14 protein-coding genes are annotated in these 18,663 nt (G+C 66.0%); 1 reads left to right on the plus strand and 13 read right to left on the minus strand.

All coding sequences use genetic code 11. The features are described 5' to 3' along the window. The first annotated feature begins 90 nt into the window (after window positions 1-90). The gene (locus ACODS0_RS21625; RefSeq protein ID WP_488837090.1) at window positions 91-1,881 is read left to right on the plus strand and encodes a methyl-accepting chemotaxis protein; all 1,791 of its coding nucleotides are present in this window, start codon (window positions 91-93) and stop codon (window positions 1,879-1,881) included. A gap of 122 nt (window positions 1,882-2,003) precedes the next feature. Here ACODS0_RS21625 and ftsZ read toward each other — a convergent pair whose 3' ends face one another. The 13 genes from ftsZ to ftsL form a co-directional block, all read right to left on the minus strand. Beyond that, window positions 2,004-3,245, minus strand: a complete 1,242-nt coding sequence (gene ftsZ / locus ACODS0_RS21630) for a cell division protein FtsZ (RefSeq protein ID WP_488837092.1) — start codon at window positions 3,243-3,245, stop codon at window positions 2,004-2,006. Window positions 3,246-3,480: 235 nt separating this feature from the next. Then, a complete protein-coding gene (gene ftsA / locus ACODS0_RS21635) occupies window positions 3,481-4,710 on the minus strand; it encodes a cell division protein FtsA (RefSeq protein ID WP_008903721.1) in 1,230 nt (409 codons plus the stop codon). Window positions 4,711-4,811: 101 nt separating this feature from the next. Further along, entirely contained in the window at window positions 4,812-5,627 is an 816-nt protein-coding gene (locus ACODS0_RS21640) for a cell division protein FtsQ/DivIB (protein ID WP_121422313.1), read from the minus strand. Beyond that, the gene (locus ACODS0_RS21645) at window positions 5,627-6,616 is read right to left on the minus strand and encodes a D-alanine--D-alanine ligase (protein ID WP_055399558.1); all 990 of its coding nucleotides are present in this window, start codon (window positions 6,614-6,616) and stop codon (window positions 5,627-5,629) included. The genes ACODS0_RS21640 and ACODS0_RS21645 overlap by 1 nt, the downstream gene beginning before the upstream one ends. After that, complete coding sequence (gene murC / locus ACODS0_RS21650; RefSeq protein WP_488837095.1) at window positions 6,613-8,046, minus strand: UDP-N-acetylmuramate--L-alanine ligase; 1,434 nt, start codon at window positions 8,044-8,046, stop codon at window positions 6,613-6,615. Before murC ends, ACODS0_RS21645 begins: the two co-directional genes overlap by 4 nt. Further along, a complete protein-coding gene (gene murG, locus ACODS0_RS21655; protein WP_488837097.1) occupies window positions 8,043-9,107 on the minus strand; it encodes an undecaprenyldiphospho-muramoylpentapeptide beta-N-acetylglucosaminyltransferase in 1,065 nt (354 codons plus the stop codon). Before murG ends, murC begins: the two co-directional genes overlap by 4 nt. Next, window positions 9,104-10,378, minus strand: coding sequence for a putative lipid II flippase FtsW (gene ftsW / locus ACODS0_RS21660; protein ID WP_055399564.1), 1,275 nt, complete (start codon window positions 10,376-10,378; stop codon window positions 9,104-9,106). The genes murG and ftsW overlap by 4 nt, the downstream gene beginning before the upstream one ends. Continuing rightward, window positions 10,375-12,411 carry a UDP-N-acetylmuramoyl-L-alanine--D-glutamate ligase gene (murD, locus tag ACODS0_RS21665; protein ID WP_488837099.1) on the minus strand — a complete coding sequence of 679 codons (2,037 nt, stop codon included), beginning with the start codon at window positions 12,409-12,411 and terminating at the stop codon, window positions 10,375-10,377. Before murD ends, ftsW begins: the two co-directional genes overlap by 4 nt. Further along, window positions 12,408-13,586, minus strand: coding sequence for a phospho-N-acetylmuramoyl-pentapeptide-transferase (gene mraY / locus ACODS0_RS21670; protein ID WP_121507542.1), 1,179 nt, complete (start codon window positions 13,584-13,586; stop codon window positions 12,408-12,410). Before mraY ends, murD begins: the two co-directional genes overlap by 4 nt. A 51-nt stretch (window positions 13,587-13,637) precedes the next feature. Beyond that, window positions 13,638-15,101 carry a UDP-N-acetylmuramoyl-tripeptide--D-alanyl-D-alanine ligase gene (locus ACODS0_RS21675; protein ID WP_488837101.1) on the minus strand — a complete coding sequence of 488 codons (1,464 nt, stop codon included), beginning with the start codon at window positions 15,099-15,101 and terminating at the stop codon, window positions 13,638-13,640. Further along, complete coding sequence (locus tag ACODS0_RS21680; protein WP_488837103.1) at window positions 15,098-16,603, minus strand: UDP-N-acetylmuramoyl-L-alanyl-D-glutamate--2,6-diaminopimelate ligase; 1,506 nt, start codon at window positions 16,601-16,603, stop codon at window positions 15,098-15,100. The genes ACODS0_RS21675 and ACODS0_RS21680 overlap by 4 nt, the downstream gene beginning before the upstream one ends. Further along, a complete protein-coding gene (locus ACODS0_RS21685; protein ID WP_176888333.1) occupies window positions 16,600-18,345 on the minus strand; it encodes a peptidoglycan D,D-transpeptidase FtsI family protein in 1,746 nt (581 codons plus the stop codon). Before ACODS0_RS21685 ends, ACODS0_RS21680 begins: the two co-directional genes overlap by 4 nt. Further along, window positions 18,342-18,662, minus strand: a complete 321-nt coding sequence (gene ftsL, locus ACODS0_RS21690; RefSeq protein ID WP_055399574.1) for a cell division protein FtsL — start codon at window positions 18,660-18,662, stop codon at window positions 18,342-18,344. The genes ACODS0_RS21685 and ftsL overlap by 4 nt, the downstream gene beginning before the upstream one ends. Between the last annotated feature and the right edge of the window lies 1 nt (window position 18,663).

An 18,663-nucleotide genomic window follows, 5' to 3' on the forward strand; every position in this document is an offset into this window, starting at 1 on the left:
AGGCCCCCGGGTTCGCCGCACAATTTGGGGCCAGAGGGCCTTGAAAAGATACAACATGAACACACCACAGATGCCCCCCAGGAGACTCCCATGAGCAAGCTCAGCTTCAAAATGAAAATCATGCTCATGATCGGCACTGCGCTTGTCGCGCTGCTGATCATGGCCGTCACCTCCCTCCTGCAGGAGCGACGACTCATCACCGAGTCCCGAAAAGAGCTGCTGACCACCGCCGTCCAGTCCGCCCACAGCATTGTGGCCGCCTACCAGGCCAAGGCCGCCAGCGGCGCCATGCCCCAGGAGGAGGCCCAAAAGGCCGCCAAGGACGCCCTGCGCATTGCGCGCTATGGCGGCCCCGAGGGCAAGACCGAGTATTTCTACATCTGGACCACCGAGGGCGTGGGGGTGATGCACCCCTTTAAACCCGAGTGGGATGGGCAGAACATGCTGGGCAAGGTCAAGGACGGCTCGGGGGTGGACATCATCGCCCTGCTGGTGAACGGCATGCGCAGCAGCAAGGATGGCAAGGCGTTTGTCCCCACCATGTTTGCCCGCCCCAACCAGACCACCCCGGTGCCCAAGCTGCAGTACATCGTCCGTGTAGACGGCTGGAACTGGATGGTGGGCTCGGGGCTGTATACCGATGACGTGGACATGCTGCTGCGCAAGGCCCTGCTGTCGAGCCTGGCCATGGTGGTGGTGGTGATTCTTGTGGTGGGGGCCATCGGCCTGTTCGTATCGCGCTCCGTGCTGCGCCAGATCGGGGGAGAGCCTACTGACGCCATCGCGATCATGTCGGAAGTGGCCGAAGGCAATCTCGATACACACATCCCCACGGCCCACCCCGGCTCGATGCTCGACGGGCTCGCCCACATGGTCACCTCGCTGCGCAAGCTGGTCACCGACGTGCGCGCCGCCACCGACAGCATCGCCACCGCGTCGAGCGAAATCGCGCAGGGCAACAACGACCTGGCCCACCGCACCGAAGACACCGCCAGCAACCTGCAAAGCACGGCCAGCAGCATGGAGGAGCTGACCAGCACCGTCAAGCAGACCTCGGACTCCGCGCAGACGGCCAACCAGATGGCCACATCAGCCGCTGCGGTCGCGGCACGTGGGGGTGAAGTGGTGTCCCGGGTGGTGGCCACCATGCAGGACATCAACGCCAGCAGCAACAAGATCAGCGACATCATCGGCGTGATCGATGGCATCGCCTTCCAGACCAATATCCTGGCCTTGAATGCCGCCGTCGAGGCAGCCCGCGCGGGCGAGCAAGGCCGGGGCTTTGCCGTGGTGGCCAGCGAGGTGCGCAGCCTGGCCGGACGCAGTGCCGAAGCCGCCAAGGAGATCAAGGCGCTGATTGGCGCATCGGTCGAAAAGGTGGAGTCGGGCACGCAGCTGGTGGGCAATGCGGGCGCCACCATGACCGAGATCGTGGAAAGCGTTCAGCGCGTGACCGACATCATTGGCGAAATCCGCTCGGCTACGTCCGAGCAGAGCCAGGGCATTGCCCAGGTCAACACGGCCATGAACCAGCTCGACCAGATGACGCAGCAGAACTCTGCCTTGGTGGAGCAATCCACTGCCGCCGCAGACAGTCTGCGCGAGCAGGCCATGAAGCTCACCCAGGTGGTCGCACTGTTCCGGGTCAATGGCAGCAATGCCCCAGCGCCGTCCCCGGCAAGCCGGCCCGCCCCTGCGGCCACACCCCGCCCCACACCCGCTCCCGTACGCGCTGCCGCACCGCGCCCCGCACTGGCCAAGGCCGCTGCACCCCGCCCAGCGTCGCCCGCCAAGGCCCCGGCAGCGGCGCTGCCGCCCAAGGCCAGCAGCCCCAAACCTGCAGCGGACAACAACAACAACGACGATTGGGAGTCCTTCTGACCCCAAGGACCTGAAGCAGCACAAGCACAGCGCAAGCAAACCTCGCTGCCAAAAAAGAAGCCCTGCCAGCTTGTGCTGGCAGGGCTTCTTGTCTTGCGGCCCATGGAAGAGCCTGTTGTCGATCAGTCGGCTTGCTTGCGCAGGAAAGCAGGGATCTCCAGGTCATCCATGCCACCCGAGGACAGCGCGTCCACACGGGCCGCAGCCTGGGTGCGGTTGGTGCGCCACACGCTGGGCACCGACATGCTGCCGTAGTCGGCTTGCGCGCTGCCCGTGTGGCCACCTTGCACACCCACAGCCCCCCCCAGGGTTGCCACACCGGCCATGGGCATCTGGTAGGCCATATTGTCCGTGCCCGTGCGCAGGCCACCTTGCACCACCGAGATGGGCTGGCGGCGTGCGTTGGCACGCGACAGGCCTGTGGCCACCACAGTCACGCGGATTTCGTCGCCCAGGGTTTCGTCGTAGGCAGCGCCGAAAATCACATGAGCGTCGGTCGATGCGTAGGCATTGATGGTGTTCATGGCCTGGCGCGACTCGGACAGCTTGAGGCTGCCCTTGCTCGCGGTGACCAGCACCAGCACGCCCTTGGCACCCGACAGGTCGATGCCTTCGAGCAGCGGGCAGGCAATGGCCTGCTCGGCAGCGATGCGGGCGCGGTCGGGGCCGCTGGCAGTGGCCGTGCCCATCATGGCCTTGCCGGGCTCGCCCATCACGGTGCGCACGTCTTCGAAGTCCACGTTCACCTGGCCGTACTCGTTGATGATTTCAGCGATACCGCCCACGGCGTTCTTGAGCACATCGTTGGCGTGTGCAAAGGCTTCGTCCTGGGTGATGTCATCGCCCAGCACATCGAGCAGCTTTTCGTTGAGCACCACGATCAGCGAATCCACATTGGCTTCCAGCTCGGCCAGGCCTTCGTCGGCGTTCTTCATGCGGCGGCCACCTTCCCAGTCGAAAGGCTTGGTCACCACACCCACGGTCAGAATACCCATCTCCTTGGCGATGCGCGCGATCACCGGGGCAGCCCCCGTGCCCGTGCCGCCGCCCATGCCGGCCGTGATGAACAGCATGTGCGCGCCCTGGATGGCGTCGCGGATGTCTTCAACTGCCGCTTCGGCTGCATCGCGCGCCTTTTCAGGCTTGCCGCCTGCCCCCAGACCACTGCCACCCAGCTGGATGACACGGTGGGCCGAACTGCGCGTGAGCGCCTGCGCGTCGGTATTGGCGCTGACAAACTCCACGCCCTGCACGCTGCGGGAAATCATGTGCTCGACGGCATTGCTGCCGCCACCGCCCACACCGATCACCTTGATCTGGGTGCCCTGGTTGAATTCTTCGGCTTCGATCATTTCGATGGTCATCTTGGAGCTCCTGTTTCTAAATTCGTAGGCAATTGCCATTTGGGGAAGGGGGTACTGGTGGCTGGAGAACGAGGCGGTCCTGTACATCGCCATCGCTCTCGCGCAGTGCCGTGCGGGCTACCACGGGCTAACCACAAGGCCCCCACGCTTGCCACTGCGTGTGCTGCGCTGCCCCCCAAGGGGGCCTTCGCGCCTTGGGGCGGCCCGGCAGCGCTCGTTCCTGGGTATTTCATGGTCAGAAATTCCCCACGATGAAATCTTTGAAACGGCCGAACGCCGTCTTCATGGACCCGCTCTTTTGCGCCACCTTGAAGCCGCGCAAACGGGCCAGCCGGGCCTCTTCGAGAAGGCCCATGACGGTAGCAGCACGGGGCTGGGCCACCATGTCAGACAACGCGCTGGAATACTTGGGAATGCCTCGGCGCACGGGCTTGAGGAAGATGTCTTCGCCCAGCTCGATCATGCCGGGCATCACCGAGCTGCCGCCTGTGAGTACGATGCCCGACGACAGCACTTCTTCATAGCCCGACTCGCGCACCACCTGCTGCACGAGCGAGAAAATTTCTTCCACCCGCGGCTCGATCACACCGGCCAGCGCCTGCTTGCTCAGCATGCGCGGGCTGCGGTCGCCCAGGCCCGGCACTTCCACCTGCGCCTCGGGGTCGGCCAGCAGTTGTTTGGCGTAACCGCTTTCCACCTTGATGTCTTCAGCGTCCTTGGTGGGAGTGCGCAGCGCCATCGCGATATCGCTGGTGATGAGGTCGCCCGCAATCGGAATCACTGCAGTGTGGCGGATCGCGCCGCCGGTGAAGATGGCCACATCGGTCGTGCCCGCGCCAATGTCCACCACCACCACACCCAGCTCGCGCTCATCGTCGGTCAGCACGGCTTGGCTGCTGGCCAGCGGGTTCAGCATGAGCTGCTCGACCTCCAGGCCGCAACGGCGTACGCACTTGATGATGTTTTCGGCCGCGCTCTGCGCACCGGTCACGATGTGGATCTTGGCCTCCAGGCGGATGCCGCTCATGCCGATGGGCTCTTTCACATCCTGCCCGTCGATCACAAACTCTTGCGGCTCCACCAGAAGCAGGCGCTGGTCGCTGCTGATGTTGATGGCCTTGGCCGTCTCGACCACGCGCGCCACGTCGGCCGAGGTGACTTCCTTGTCCTTCACGGCCACCATGCCGCTGGAGTTGAGCCCCCGGATATGGCTGCCGGTGATGCCGGTGTACACACGCTGGATCTTGCAGTCGGCCATCAGCTCGGCCTCTTTCAGGGCCTGCTGGATGCTTTGCACGGTAGCGTCGATGTTCACCACCACACCGCGCTTGAGGCCATTGCTCGGGGCCACGCCCAAGCCTGCAAGCTTGAGCTCGCCATTGGGCAGGACCTCGGCCACCACGGCCATGACCTTGGCGGTGCCGATATCCAGCCCCACCACAACGTCTTTGTATTCTCTTGCCATATCAGTCTCTGCCCTTCTCTGTTCTGTCCCGCCGCCCCACGGCCCCATTCACGAACCCACCTGCGTCCCGCTCCACATACCAGCGCTGTTGCTGCATGCCATTACCTCCTGCGCACGGCACTGGCCGAAGCAGCCGCCGCTGCGGTATCGGTCACCACCGTGGTCACACCGCGCATGCGCAGGGCGTAGCCCCCGGCATGCCGCAGGTCGGCGGACTCCAGGGCATCCACGCGCCGCCCGTACTGCGCCGCCACCTGTGTCAGGGTGCGCGTGAAGCGTTGCGTGCGCTGCACCACCTCCTGCGGTGTGCCGCCGCCCAGCTCCACCACGGCGTCGCTGTCCAGCGTGGCCCGCCAACCGCCCCGCCCCGTCAGCTCCAGCGTTTCCACCTCCAGCCCGAGCGGTTTGAACACCGGCTGCAGCAGTCCAAACATCTGCAGCACCTCGGGGGAGCTGCCCGCAGGTCCCAGCAGGCGCGGCAGGCCGTCCTGTTCCACATCACCCACGTTGGCCTCGAACACTTCGCCCTGGCTGTTGACCAGTGCAGAGCCGGTGTCCGGCCCCCAGTACGCCACGGCGTCATGCTCCTGCAGTTCCACGCGCAGGCTGCCGGGGTACACCCGCCGCACCTGGGCGCGGCGCACCCAGGGCACCTGCTCGAAGGCCTCGCGCGCGGCACGCAAATCCACCGTGAAGAAATTGCCCACCAGGTGCGGCGCGACATTGGCCCGCAAGGTCACCGCGTTGTTGTGCACCAGCTCGCCCTGCACCACGATGCGCGCAATCGCAAAGCCCGGGTAGCGCAGCACCCACCAGGCCCCCGCCGCCAGCACAAGCAGGACGCAGCCCACGAACAAGACCGATGCGGTCAGGTTCATGAGCTTGACGTCCAGCGGTGCGGGCAACGTTTGGGTCATCAGTCGGCCTTCGACCTTGTGGGAGTGTCCAAGGCAGCATCGGCCAGGATGCGCAGGCACAGCTCTTCGTAGCTGATGCCCGAAGCCCGTGCGGACATGGGCACCAGCGAATGCCCGGTCATGCCGGGGGACGTGTTCATCTCCAGCAGGAAGGGCTTGCGATCGCTGGCGCGGATCATCAGGTCGGCACGGCCCCAGCCCCGGCAACCCAGGGTGCGGTAAGCCTCCAGCACGATGCGCTGGATCTCGCGCTCCTCAGCTTCGGGCAGCCCGCTCGGGCACTGGTACTTCACGTCATCGGTGAAATACTTGTTCTGGTAGTCGTAGGCGCCATCGGGCGCCACGATGCGGATCACTGGCAGCGCACGGGCACTGGCGCCCTGGCCCAGCACGGGGCAGGTCACTTCTTCGCCTTCGATGAACTCTTCGCACAACACATCGGGGTCGTACTGGGCAGACAGCTGCACGGCCTCCTGCATGTCCGAGTAGCCACGCACCTTGGTCACGCCGATGGAGGAGCCTTCGCGCGGCGGCTTCACGATGAGGGGCAGGCCCAGTTCATCGGGCACGGTGCGCACCACCTCGCGCTGCTGGCGGTCCGGCGCCAGCCACACGTAGCGTGGTGTGGGCAGGCCCTCGGCCAGCCACACGCGCTTGGTCATGACCTTGTCCATGGCGATGGCCGAGGCCATCACGCCCGGACCGGTGTACGGGATGCGCAGCAGCTCCAGCGCGCCCTGCACCGTGCCGTCTTCACCATGGCGGCCGTGCAGCGCGATGAAACAGCGTGCATAGCCGTCGCGCTTCAGGTCACCCAGCGCGTTCTGCGCGGGGTCGAAGGCATGGGCATCCACCCCGCGCGAACGCAGCGCCTGCAGCACGCCGCTGCCAGACATCAGCGAGACCTCGCGCTCGGCCGAGTCACCGCCCATCAGTACGGCAACCTTGCCCAGGGATTTCACATCGAAATTGGAATCAAAAACGGTCATAGCGCGCTCCCTTCAAGCGCTGAAAGCTCACTATTTTGTAGCATCTCCACCACCTTGCCAGGTACGGCGCCAATCGACCCTGCGCCCATGCACATCACCACATCGCCGTCCTTCGCGTTGTCGGCAATGGCTTGCGGCAGGTCGGCCACGTTGTCGATGAACACCGGCTCCACGCGGCCCGCCACGCGCAGCGCACGGGCCAGCGATCGACCATCGGCGGCCACCACAGGCGCCTCCCCAGCGGCATACACCTCGGTGAGCAGCACGGCATCGGCATTGCCAATGACCTTCACAAAATCCTCGAAGCAATCGCGCGTGCGGCTGTAGCGGTGCGGCTGGAAGGCCAGCACCAGGCGGCGCCCCGGGAAGGCACCCCGTGCGGCAGCCAAGGTGGCCGCCATCTCCACCGGGTGGTGGCCGTAGTCGTCGATCACGGTGAACTGGCCGCCGTCCTTGGCGGGCAGGTCGCCATAACGCTGGAAGCGCCGGCCCACGCCCTTGAAGCCCGCCAGCGCACGCTGTACGGCTTCGTCCGGAATGTTCAGCTCCACGGCCACGGCAATGGCCGACAGCGCGTTGAGCACGTTGTGCTCGCCCGCGAGGTTGAGCACGATCTCCATGTCGGGCAGCGTGACGCCGTTGCGCCGCTGCACGGTAAAGCGCATCTGGCCCGCCTCGGCCAGCACGTTGATGGCGCGCACCTGCGCGTCTTCCGAGAAGCCGTAGCTGGTGATGGGGCAGGTCACGCTTTGCAGGATGTCGCGCACGGCGGGGCTGTCCACACACAGGATGGCCGTGCCGTAGAACGGCATGCGGTGCAGAAAATCGACAAACGCGCCCTTGAGCCGGCCGAAGTCGTGGCCGTAGGTCTCCATGTGGTCGGCGTCGATGTTGGTCACCACGGCCATCACGGGCAGCAGGTTCAGGAACGATGCGTCGGACTCGTCGGCCTCGACCACGATGTAGTCGCCGCTGCCCAGCTTGGCGTTGGCGCCTGCGCTGTTGAGCTTGCCGCCGATCACAAAGGTCGGGTCCAGGCCCGCCTCGGCCAGCACGCTGGTCACCAGGCTGGTGGTGGTCGTCTTGCCGTGGGTGCCTGCAATGGCGATGCCCTGCTTCAGGCGCATCAGCTCGGCGAGCATCAGCGCGCGGGGCACCACGGGAATTTTTTTCTCGCGCGCGGCCAGCACCTCGGGGTTGTCGGGCGTGACGGCGGTGGAGGTGACCACCGCATCGGCACCGTCAATGTGCGCAGCCGCATGGCCCAGGCAGGTCTTGATGCCCAGCCCCTCCAGGCGGCGCAGCGTGGCGCTGTCGGCCAGGTCCGAGCCCGAGATGCGGTAGCCCAGGTTGAACAGCACCTCGGCGATGCCGCTCATGCCCGCGCCGCCCAGGCCCACAAAATGGATATGGCGAATCGCGTGTTTCATGCCAACTCCTCGCAGGCAGTCACCACTTCGCGGGTGGCGTTGATTTTTTGCATGTTTTTGGCCTTCAGCGCAATATCTACAAGCGCAGGGCGCTCCAATTTCAATAGCATTTGCGACAGCCCTTCGGGCGTCAGGTCGCGCTGCTGCACCAGCCAGCCGCCACCGGCATCCACGAGGAACCTGGCATTGGTGGTCTGGTGGTCGTCCACCGCCGACGGGAAGGGCACAAACAAGGCAGCAGCGCCCACGGCAGCGATCTCGGTGACCGTGCTCGCGCCAGAGCGGCAGACGATGATGTCGGCCGCCGCAAACGCGCTGGCGGTGTCATCGATGAAGGGCGTGCACTCCGCCTCGACCCCTGCAGCCGCATAGTTGGCCCGCAGGGCGTCGATCTGCGTGGCGCCGCTCTGGTGAATCACCTGCGGGCGCTGGTCGGCAGGCATCAGGGCAATAGCCTTTGGCACGATCTCGTTGAGTGCGCGCGCCCCCAGGCTGCCACCCACCACCAGCAGGCGCAGCGGACCGGTGCGCCCCGCAAACCGCTCGGCCGGACCGGGCTGCTGCGTGAACGGCGTGCGCAGGGGGTTGCCCACCCACTGGCCTTGTTTGAACACGTTGGGGAAGGCGGTGAACACCCGGTCGGCCACTCCGGCCAGCACCTTGTTGGCCATGCCCGCCACCGAGTTCTGCTCGTGCAGCACCAGCGGCTTGCCTGCCAGCACCCCCATCATGCCGCCCGGAAAGGTGATGTATCCGCCCAGGCCCACCACCACATCGGGCTTGACGCGCCGCACCACCTGCAGGGCTTGCCAGAAGGCACGCAACAGGCGCAGCGGCAGCAGGGCCAGCGTCACGATGCCTTTGCCGCGCACGCCCGAGAAGTCAATCAGTTCGAGGGCGAAGCCGTGCGTGGGCACGATGCGCGCCTCCATGCTGCCGGGCGCGCCCAGCCAGTGCACACGCCAGCCACGCGTGCGCAGCTCTTCGGCCACCGCAAGGCCCGGAAAGATGTGGCCACCGGTGCCACCGGCCATGATCAGAGCAGTCTTCTGCGCGCTCATACGCGGCCCCCTCTCATGAGGAGCTTGTTCTCGTAGTCGACCCGCAATACCACCGCAAGCGCCACCAGGTTCATCAAAATCGCAGACCCCCCAAAGCTCATCAACGGCAGCGTGAGCCCCTTGGTGGGCAACGCGCCCAGGTTCACGCCCATGTTGATGAAGGCCTGAAAGCCGATCCAGATCGCCACGCCCTGCGCCACCAATCCAGCGAACACGCGGTCCAGGGCAATCGCCTGGCGGCCGATGTGCATGATGCGGCGCGTCATCCACAAGAACAGCACGATGAGCGTGACCACGCCCACCAGGCCAAACTCCTCGCCGATCACGGCGAGCAAAAAGTCGGTGTGCGCTTCGGGCAGCCAGTGCAGCTTTTCCACGCTGCCGCCCAGGCCCACACCAAAAATCTCGCCGCGCCCGATGGCGATGAGCGAGTGCGAGAGCTGGTAGCCCTTGCCCAGAGCGTGCTCCTCGCTGAAGGGGTCGAGGTAGGCAAACACGCGTTCGCGGCGCCAAGGCGAGCTGGCGATCATCACGCCAAAAGCCGCCACCAGCACCCCGGCGATGAGAAAGAACATGCGGGCGTTGACGCCCCCCAGAAACAGAATGCCCATGGCGATGACCGCCACCACCATGAACGCGCCCATGTCGGGTTCGGCCAGCAGCAGCACGCCCACAATGCCCACGGCAGCGCCCATGGGCAGCACGGCGCGGAAAAACCGCTCCTTCACTTCCATCTTGCGCACCATGTAGTCGGCCGCATAGATGAGCACGGCAAACTTGGCCACTTCAGAGGGCTGAAAGCCAATGGGTCCGATGGACAACCAGCGCCGCGCACCGTTGACGACCTTGCCCACGCCGGGGATCAGCACCGCGATCAGCAGCAGCAATGCGACCACGAACAACCACGGCGCCGCACGCTCCCACAGCGCCATCGGCACCTGGAAGGCCAGCAAGGCCACCACAAACCCGATCACCAGATACATCGCGTGGCGGGTCAGAAAATGGGTGGAGGCATAGTTGGCAAAACGCGGGTTGTCCGGCATGGCAATCGAGGCCGAATACACCATCACCAGCCCCCAGGCCAGCAACGCGACCACCACCCACAGCAGGGCCTGGTCGAAGCCCAGCACGCTGGCCGGTGTGCTCGACGACTGGCGGTACTCGGTGCCACCCACGCGCACCGGCAATACGTCGGCCGCCTTGCCGGGCAGGCCGCCAAACCAGCCGGTCACCCGCTGCAGCAATGTGGAGTTGCGCACATCGGCCGTCATGCCATGCCCTCCAGGGATTGCCCGGCATCGTCTGCCAGCGTGCGCACCGCGTCGCAGAAGACCTGTGCGCGATGTTCGTAGTCCTTGAACATGTCAAAGCTGGCGCAGGCGGGCGACATCAGCACGGCATCGCCCGCATGGGCCCGCTGCGTGGCCAGAGCCACCGCCTGAGGCAACGTCTCGGCATCCAGCAGTACCACACCGCAGTCCTGCAGCGCAGCGCGGATCTGCGGCGCATCGCGCCCGATGAGCACCGCAGCGCGCGCATAGCGCGACACCGGCGCTGCGAGCGGCGAGAAGTCCTGCCCCTTGCCTTCGCCACCCAGGATGACCACGATGCGGCGCTCTGCGCCCAGGCCCGTAAGGGCCGCCACCGTGGCACCCACGTTGGTGCCCTTGCTGTCGTCAAAGTACTCAATGCCGTTGATGATGGCCACGGGCTCCACACGGTGCGGCTCACCCCGGTATTCGCGTAGCCCGTACAGCAGCGGGGCCAAGGTGCAGCCTGCGGCCGAGGCCAGGGCCAGCGCAGCCAGCGCGTTCACCGCGTTGTGGCGACCCCGGATGCGCAGCGCATCGGCGGGCATCAGGCGCTGGATGTGCAGGTCTTCCGCCACTTCGTTGCGGCCGCGCTTGCGGGTTTCATCCGCGTCCATCGCGCGTACCAGCCAGGGCATGCCGCTCACGACCTCAATGCCAAAGTCGCCGGGGCGCCGGGGCATGTCGGCGCCAAAGGTCAGGTGCTCACGCACCTGGGGCTTTTGCAGCTTGACCTTGACCGGAGGCGGCAGCATCTGCATCACGGCCACGTCTTCGCGGTTCAAAATCATGAGCCCCGTCTGGCCAAAGATGCGCGCCTTGGCCGCCGCGTAGGCCGCCATGTCACCGTGCCAGTCCAGGTGGTCCTGCGTGATGTTGAGCACGGTCGCCGCAGTGGGCTCAAAGTTGGTCACACCATCGAGCTGGAAGCTCGACAACTCCAGCACCCACACCTCGGGCAGCGTGCCCGCGTCGATGTGGCCCGCCAGGGTATCGAGCAACGTGGGGCCGATGTTGCCAGCCACGGCCACGCTCTTGCCCGAACGCTCCACGAGCTGGCCCGTGAGCGATGTGACCGTGGTTTTGCCGTTGGTACCGGTGATCGCCAGCACCGCCGGTGCGTAGCCGTGGGATGCCCGCAGCGCGTTCAGCGCCATGGAATACAAATTTAGTTCGCCCCCAGCGCTTATTCCACAAGCACCAGCAGCTATCAAAACAGGAGCTATTGCCTCAGGACTCAAACCGGGAGAACGGTAGACCGCGTTCAGGCCTTGGCCTTCCACCAGGCTGGCATCAAAGGCACCGGCGACAAAACGCACCTGGGGCAGCTCCTGCTGCAGCAGGGGCAGCTGTGGCGGCGCAGCGCGGGTGTCGGCCACGGTGACCTCGGCCCCGCAGCGCACGCACCAGCGGGCCATGGCCAGGCCCGAGGCGCCCAGCCCCAGGATAAGGATGTTCTGACCTTGCAGCAGTTGGGCCATGGCTTCGCGCGGCGCGACCTGCGGCTCGGCCTCTGCGCCGGATGCACCCGGGGCGTCAACGCCTTCAACGTCGACACTGTGCTCGACGGGCGCGGCCTCGGGCGCCGATACGTCGGCAAAGATCTGCGCCACGAAATCGGCGGCAGCCTTGGCAGCCGAGATGGCGGGCACGGCTTCAGGGTCCCAGGTATGGCCCTTGGCGGGTGCGTTCCCGGCTGCAGGGGTCACGTCCGGCGCGGCCATTTCAGGCGGCACTGCAGCGACGGGTTCGCCAGCTTGGGACGACGGCTCAGCCGCAATGCCCACGCTGGGCTGCTGCGCATCGGTGTTCAGCGCCTCGGTATCGGTATCGGCATCGGTATCGACAGTTTCCGTGGGGTCCGGTGCAAAAAAGTCGTCACCAGCGGGCGCGTTCACGTCGGCGTCCGCGCCCGGCCCTGCCAACGGCCGCGCGGCATCGGGCGCCCCGGGTTCGGCGGGCGTGGGGCGGATGAGAGGCTCGTCAGCGTTCATCGCAGTTTCAAGGTGGACAGGCCGATGAGGCACAGCAGCATGGTGATGATCCAGAAGCGCACGACCACCTGCGTTTCCTTCCAGCCGCTCTTTTCAAAGTGGTGGTGCAGGGGCGCCATCTTGAGCAGGCGGCGGCCTTCTCCGTAGCGCTTCTTGGTGAACTTGAACCAGGTCACCTGCAGCATCACCGACAGTGCTTCAACCACGAAGATGCCGCCCATGATGGCCAGCACGATTTCCTGCCGCACGATGATGGCGATGGTGCCCAGCGCAGCACCCAGCGCCAGCGCGCCCACGTCGCCCATGAACACCTGGGCTGGATGCGCGTTGAACCACAGGAAGGCAAGGCCCGCGCCCGCCATGGCGGCGCAGAAGATCAAGAGTTCGCCCGCGCCCGGAATGTGTGGGAAAAACAGGTACTTGGAGTACACCGAGCTGCCCGTGACATAGGCAAACACGCCCAGGGCCGAACCCACCATCACCACCGGCATGATGGCCAGGCCGTCCAGGCCGTCGGTCAGGTTCACGGCATTGCTGGAGCCGACGATGACGAGGTACGTCAGGATCACGAAGCCCAGCACGCCCAGCGGGTAGCTGATCTCCTTGAAGAACGGCAGCTGCAAGCCTGCCTTGGGTGGCAGGTCCAGCGAGAAGCCCGACTGCACCCAGCCCACGAACAGCTCCCACACCTTGGCGTTGGAGCTTTCGGAAATGCTGAACACCAGATACAGCGCAGCAATCAAGCCGATCACCGACTGCCAGAAATACTTCTCGCGCGAGCGCATGCCTTCGGGGTCCTTGTTGACCACCTTGCGCCAGTCGTCCACCCAGCCGATGGCGCCAAAACCCAGCGTGACGATGAGCACGATCCACACAAAGCGGTTGGACAGGTCGAACCACAACAGCGTGGAAATCGCAATCGACAGCAGGATCAGCACGCCACCCATCGTCGGCGTTCCGCTCTTGGACAGGTGCGTCTGCATGGCATAGCCCCGGATGGGCTGGCCGATCTTGAGCGAGGTGAGCACCCGGATCACCTTGGGGCCCGCAATCAGGCCGATGAGCAGCGCCGTCATGGCGGCCATCACCGCGCGGAACGTGAGGTACTGGAACACGCGGAAAAAGCCGAACTCGGGCGACAGACCCTGCAGCCATTGCGACAACATCAGCAGCATGTGGCCTCCCCCGCTTGCACGGCCTTGGGTGCCGCCACCACACGGGTGACTTCAGAGTGTTGCGCCATGGTGTCCCTCCAGTGCCCGGTTCTGCTTTTGTTGTTGTTCTTGCGGCTGCGCTGCGGCGGCTGCAGTGGCGGCAATCGCCTCCACCACCTGTTCCATCTTCATGAATCTCGATCCCTTGACCAGCACACTGCCCACGGTGGACAGGGCATCGCGCACTGCCACCAGCAGCGCACTCATATCGTTGAAATGCCGGGCACCTCCATAGGCCGTGGCGGCGTGCACCGACTGCGCGCCCAGCGCGAACAGCAGGGGGATGCCAGCCGCACGCGCATGGGCACCGGCCTCGGCGTGGAACTGCGGGCCCTGGTCGCCCACCTCGCCCATGTCGCCCAGCACCAGCAGTTGCGGGCCGGGCAACTCGGCCAGCACGTCGATGGCGGCACGCATGGAGTCGGGGTTGGCGTTGTAGGTGTCGTCCACCACGGTGATGTCGCGGCCCGCGCAGTGCACGCTGAAAGCGCGCGAGCGGCCCTTGACTGGCACAAAGTGGTTCAGCCCTTGGGCGATGGCGGCCAGGGGCGCCCCCGCCGCCAGCGTGCAGGCGGCGGCTGCCAGTGCATTGGTCACATTGTGGCGCCCCGCAATGTGCAGGTGGGTGGCCACTTCGCCTTGTGGCGTGGCCAGTGTGACGGCCCAAGCGCCCTGGCCCCACGCAGCCTGCGCGCAGGCCACATCGCCACCGTCGCCAAAAGTGACAACGCGGCGCCCTGCCGCCAACGAGCGCCAGAGGCCCGTGTAGGCATCCCCCGCAGGGAACACGGCCACACCGTCGGAAGGCAGACTGGCGAACACCGAGCCGTTCTCGCGGGCGACGGCTTCCACCGTGTGCATGAACTCCAGGTGCTCACGCTGCGCGTTGTTGACCAGCGCCACCGTGGGCTGCGCCATGGCGGCCAGCGTGGCGATCTCGCCCGGGTGGTTCATGCCCATTTCGATCACGGCGGCGGCGTGGCTGGCCCGCAGGCGCAGAAGCATCAGCGGCACGCCGATGTCGTTGTTGAAATTGCCCTGCGTGGCAAAGGCAGCCTCACCCTTCCAGGCGCGCTGGATGGACGCAATCATCTGCGTCACCGTGGTTTTGCCGTTGCTGCCCGTCACGCCGACCAACGGAAGGCTGAGTTGCGCCCGCCACGCTACAGCCAGCGCGCCCAGCGCTGCCAGGCTGTCCGGCACCTCGATGCCGGGCAGGCCTGCGGCGGCAAGGCCGCCATGGGCGATGGCAGCGGCGGCGCCACCAGCGCGGGCGTCGGGCAAGAACGCATTGGCGTCAAACCGCTCGCCCTTGAGCGCCACAAACAGGTCGCTCGCCTGCAGCGTGCGCGTGTCGGTGTGCACGCGTGCGAGCGGCGTGGCGCCATCGCCCACCAGGCGGGCGGCGGGAATGCGCGGCTGAAGCAGCGCAAACGCCTGCGCCAGGGTCATCATCACCCCAGGGGTGGCGGTCATGGACGGGCTCCTCGGGCCTGCAGCGCGGTCTGCGCATGGGCCATGTCGGAGAACGGCAGGCGCACACCGGCCGTCTCCTGGGTGTCTTCGTGGCCCTTGCCGGCGATCAGCACCACATCGGCGGTTGCTGCCTCGGCAATGGCCAGCGCGATGGCGGCGGCGCGGTCGGGCTCGGCCTGCACGGTGTTGCCAGCGATGGTGCCTTGCAGAATCTGGTGCAGGATGGCCGCAGGGTCTTCGCTGCGCGGGTTGTCGCTGGTCACCACCACCCGGTCGGCGTGGTGCTGGGCGACGGCGCCCATCAACGGGCGCTTGCCTGCATCGCGGTCGCCGCCACAGCCAAACACGCACCAGAGCTGGCCGCCGCGCTCCTGCGCGATCGGGCGCAGGGCTTGCAAGGCCTTGTCCAGCGCATCGGGCGTATGGGCATAGTCCACGGCCACCAGGGGTTGGCCAGGGTGGTGGATCTGCTCCATGCGGCCCGGCACCGGGGAAAGCTGGGCGCAGGCATACAGCGCGTGCTGCAGCGGCACGCCCAGCGCGCGCAGCCCGGCCAGCACGCCCAGCAGGTTGGAGACGTTGTACTGCCCGATCACGCGGGTCTGCAGCATATGCGAGTGCACACCTTCGGCCACGGTGAAGCGCAGCCCGCCTTCGCCCATGCTGATGTCGCGCGCCGCCAGACGGGCGGGGCCGGTGATGGACACACTCCACAGGTCCAGCAGCCGGTCTGCCAACGTGGCATGCAGCTCGGCGCCGCGTGCATCGTCGATGTTGACCACCGCAGCCTGCAGGCCCGGCCAGTCAAAGAGCACACTCTTGGCCTGCCAGTAGGCCGCCATGCCGGGGTGGTAGTCCAGATGGTCCTGCGTGAAGTTGGTGAACAAGGCAACACGGATGCGTGTGCCTGCCATGCGGTGCTCGGCCAGGCCGATGGAAGAGGCCTCAATGGCGCAGGCCGTGCGGCCCGCATCGGCGAACTGCTGGAACGCGCGCTGCAAGCGCACCGGGTCGGGGGTGGTCATGCCCGTGCTGGTGAGTGCCGGCGGCGTTCCCATGCCCAAAGTGCCTACCAGCGCGCATCCACCTTGCGCAATAAGCTCATTTTTTGATAGCACATTGAGGGCTTCGGCCAGCCACCAACTGGTGCTGGTCTTGCCGTTGGTGCCCGTCACGGCCAGCACGTCCAAGCGCTGCGTGGGCTGGTCGAACCAGTCGGCCGCAATCAGGCCGGTGGCGGCCTTCAGACCATGGAGTGCCGCCACGGGCAGACCTTGCAGCGCAAAGGCCTCGACACCCTCGTGCTCCACCAGGCAAGCCACAGCGCCGCGCGACAGCGCATCCCCGATGTAGGCGCGGCCGTCGGTAGCGGCACCAGGCCAGGCGATGAAACCATCGCCGGGACGGATCTGGCGGCTGTCGGTCTGCAGGGTGCCGGTCACCCGCTCGCGCAGCCAGGCCACAGCATCGTGCACCGATTGGAGCAAAGGCACCGTCGTCATAGCGATTCCTCCACCGCGTTGGCCACAATCTGTGGCTTGACCGCCATGTCGGGCTGCACGCCCATCATGCGCAGCGTCTGCTGCACGACTTCGCTGAACACCGGTGCAGCCACGGCACCGCCGTAGAACACGCCATTGCTGGGCTCGTCGATCATCACGGCCACGATGATGCGGGGCTTGTCGATGGGAGCCATGCCGGTGAACCACGCGCGGTACTTGCCCGAAGCGTAGTTCTTGCCCACCTGCTTGCGCGCCGTGCCCGACTTGCCGCCCACCGAGTAGCCCACGGTCTGGGCCTTCTGGCCGGTGCCACCAGGGCCTGCAGCCATCTGCAGCATCTTGCGCACCTGGTCGGCCGTGCGCTCGGAAAATACCGGCACGCCCACGGCGGGCTCGGCCGTCTTGAGCATGGTGGCGGGAATCACCCGGCCACCGTTGGCAAACACCGTGTACGAGCGCGCCATCTGGAACAGGCTGGCCGACAGGCCGTAGCCATACGACATGGTGGCCTGCTCCACCGGGCGCCAGGTCTTGTACGGGCGCAGACGACCCGTCACCACACCGGGGAAATGCAGTTGCGGCTTCTGGCCAAAACCAGCGGCTGAGAAGGTCTCCCACATTTCACGTGCAGGCATCTGCATGGCCAGCTTGGTGGTGCCCACGTTGCTGGACTTCTGGATCACGCCTTCCACAGTCAGCACGCCGTAGTTGTGCGTGTCGGAGATGGTGGAGCCGGTAATGTTGATGCGCCCCGGTGTGGTGTCCACGATGGTTTCGGGACGCACGCGGCCCGTCTCCAGTGCCAGGCCGATGGTGAAGGGCTTCATGGTCGAACCAGGCTCGAACACGTCGGTCAGTGCGCGGTTGCGCAGCTGTTCGCCCGTGAGGTTCTGGCGCCTGTCGGGCACGTAGCTCGGGTAGTTGGCCAGCGCCAGCAGCTCGCCTGTGTGCGCATCGAGCACCACCACACTGCCCGCCTTGGCCTTGTGCGCGGCCACCTGGTCGCGCAGCTTCTGGTAGGCAAAGAACTGCACCTTGCTGTCGATGGACAGCTGCATGTCCTTGCCATCGACCGGCGGCACGGTTTCGCCCACGCTTTCGACCACGCGGCCCAGGCGGTCCTTGATCACGCGGCGCGAGCCCGGCTTTCCCGCGAGCTCCTTGTCGAACGCCAGTTCCATGCCTTCCTGGCCATGGTCTTCCACGTTGGTGAAGCCCACCACGTGCGCAGCGGCTTCACCCTCGGGGTACTGGCGTTTGTATTCCTTGCGCTGGTAGATGCCCTTGATGTCGAGCGCAGCAATCTGCTGGCCCACATCCCAGTCGAGCTGGCGCTTGATCCAGACAAAGGTCTTGTCTTCATCCGCCAGCTTTTTCTGCAGCTCGGCCTGCGGCATGTCGAGCAGTTTGGCCAGCTGCTTGAGCTTGGCGCGCACCTCGGGCCTGTCCTGGTCCACGTCTTCAGGGATGGCCCAGATGCTGGCCGCCGGCACGCTGGAGGCGAGGATCAATCCGTTGCGGTCCACAATCTTGCCGCGGTTGGCGGGCAGCTCCAGCGTGCGCGCAAAACGCACTTCGCCCTGGCGCTGAAAAAACGCGTTGCCAAACACCTGCACATAGGCAGCGCGCCCCGCCAGCCCCAGAAAACCCAGAGCAATCATCGCCACGATGAACTTGCTGCGCCAGACCGGTGTCTTGCTGGCCAGCAGCGGACTGGAGGTGTAGAGCACGCTGCGGCTCATGGCTGCACCCCTGCCGGTTGCGATGCGGCCGCTGCAGCCGCCGCCGCAACACCCTGTGGGTCAGATACATACTGCGTGATGGCCGGCGTGGCCGTGCGCATGTTCAGCTGGGCACGCGCGATCTTCTCCACCCGCAGCGGCGTGGCCTGGGCGCGCTTTTCCACCTGCAGGCGCTGGTGCTCGGTTTCCAGACGACGGGCCTCGGCCACAGCGCGGTCCAGCTCGGTGAACAGGCGGCGCGATTCATACTGGGTGTGCACCAGATAGATCGCGCTGGCCAGCACCGCCAGCAACAGGACCACGTTGAGCCTCGTCATG

The organism is Acidovorax sp. FG60, assembly GCF_057808995.1.